Consider the following 2010-nt stretch of genomic DNA (forward strand, 5'->3'; position numbering starts at 1 on the left):
ATGATATTACCTAAATCAGTCGTTTTAATTAATTCACTTAAATTTTCTTGCTTACTTGGTGTTGGTGGGTCAATTTTCGCTTGCATTGAGACCGTAATTTCACTCGTATATTGTTTACCATCCAAAGTAAGATATTACCTAAATCAGTCGTTTTAATTAATTCACTTAAATTTTCTTGCTTACTTGGTGTTGGTGGGTCAATTTTCGCTTGCATTGAGACCGTAATTTCACTCGTATATTGTTTACCATCCAAAGTAAACATTACTTGTAAATTATGGTCGCGGGCTGTCGTTTCGGGTTTAACATTTATTTTTCATTGTTTGCTTGTTTGTGGTTGTTGGACATTATCAAAAATAACTTTATCAATGTTGGGGTTGGCAATATCAATGTTTAACTCCCCATCAACACTAAGCAAGTCGGGGCGAGTYCAAGTTTKSGTTTTSGTRCTATCMACYAASKYAAACTKACTTTGTWGTTTTACTCATGACAAAATGTTTTGTTGGTGATATCAAACTGAGCGGGAGCTGAAATAAACGCTATTGTCTTTATCAATAGTTATTGAAATAATATCACCATCTATGCCATCGATTTTGGTTGGTGCTGTTGACCCCACAACCAACTTATACGCACCACCATTGGTACCATAATAAATGTTATTTGAATTATCAACAGCAAGGGAATAAACATTGGTATTAATACCATTTATTGTAGTTAGTGTGTTTGAACCTTGTTTTAACACAAACGCACTATTATCAGTACCAAAATAAATGTTATCGTTACTATCAACCGCAACAGATAAGACCCTACCATTGATGCCATCGATTTTGGTTGGTGTTGTTGCACCGTGTTTCAACACMAACGCACCATTTAACCCACCAAAATAAATGTTATCCTTACTATCAAATATAACTGATATAACATTTGTATTAATACCATCGATTTTGGTTGGTGTTGTTGACCCCACAACCAACTTATACGCACCACCATTGGTACCATAATAAATGTTATTTGAATTATCAACAGCAAGGGAATAAATCAGTCCATCTATTTCATTTATTTTTGTTGGTGTTGTTTCACCGTGTTTCAACACATAGACACCGTTATTTGTTCCAAAATAAATGTTATTATTTTTATCAATAGTTATGGAATTAATATTATCATTAACTCCGTTTATTTCTTTTATTGGTAGGTAGTCATTGTTTGATTTAGATGTCAAAGTATTAGTTAGTGGTACTGCTGCTAGCAACGGGGCGGGAATGCTCGCTGTTAAAGTTGATATCGTTAAAATACTTAATATTTTTTTCATTGCTGTATTCCTTTCTGAACAATAAAAATAGGAATAGCACAACCGCACTATTCCCACAAGCAATTTATAACATATTTCACAAGAGTATAAATAAATACCCCAGTAAAATATGTTAAAATTGTCTGTGGAAACGCTAGGTGTTAACTAGTGTTTCCACGATAGTAATTTATTGCTACATAAATTACTATCACTAATTTTTTTTAAAAATATTTAATTACATAAATATTATACACTATAAACAATTTTGTTTATAGTTTTTTATTTTATCAAGAGTTTTTTCTATAAAATTAAATAAAAATGAATTTAATTTGTTGTTCTGTATATGATAAAGTTAATTGATCTGTTGTATTTGGTTGATATTTTGTATTAGCAACAAGAGGTGCTACAACACTAGTTGCTAATATACCTGTTCCTACTAAACTTAGTAGTTTTTTCATATATATCATTCCTTTCTTTTATAAAAATAGAAATAATAGGCTTATTTTCCTTATTATTTCCATAAATTTATAAAAGAATTGATATGATATATTAAAATTTGATACAATAATTTACAGAAACACAAGGAATTTAAGCATTTTGTGTTTCTATGCTATAAAATTATGTTTCTATTTTTATAATTTCATCTTAACAAGAATATTTTTAATAGCAAGTCTTATTTTAAAATAAATAAAAATTTATTTTTTTTATTTGTTTCAGATTTCGTA

At 29.4% G+C, this 2010-nt stretch carries 2 protein-coding genes; both read right to left on the minus strand.

The genetic code is table 4. The features are described from left to right. Positions 1–37: 37 nt before the first annotated feature. Complete coding sequence (locus C6B38_RS02610; RefSeq protein WP_105298548.1) at positions 38–1306, minus strand: two-component regulator propeller domain-containing protein; 1269 nt, start codon at positions 1304–1306, stop codon at positions 38–40. A gap of 287 nt (positions 1307–1593) precedes the next feature. Beyond that, positions 1594–1743: a hypothetical protein gene (locus C6B38_RS09715; RefSeq protein ID WP_162475822.1), complete on the minus strand. Its 150-nt coding sequence runs from the start codon at positions 1741–1743 to the stop codon at positions 1594–1596. Positions 1744–2010 lie beyond the last annotated feature (267 nt).

The sequence above is a fragment of the Spiroplasma sp. ChiS genome, from assembly GCF_002968355.1.
Classification (GTDB): domain Bacteria; phylum Bacillota_I; class Bacilli_A; order Mycoplasmatales; family Mycoplasmataceae; genus Spiroplasma; species Spiroplasma citri.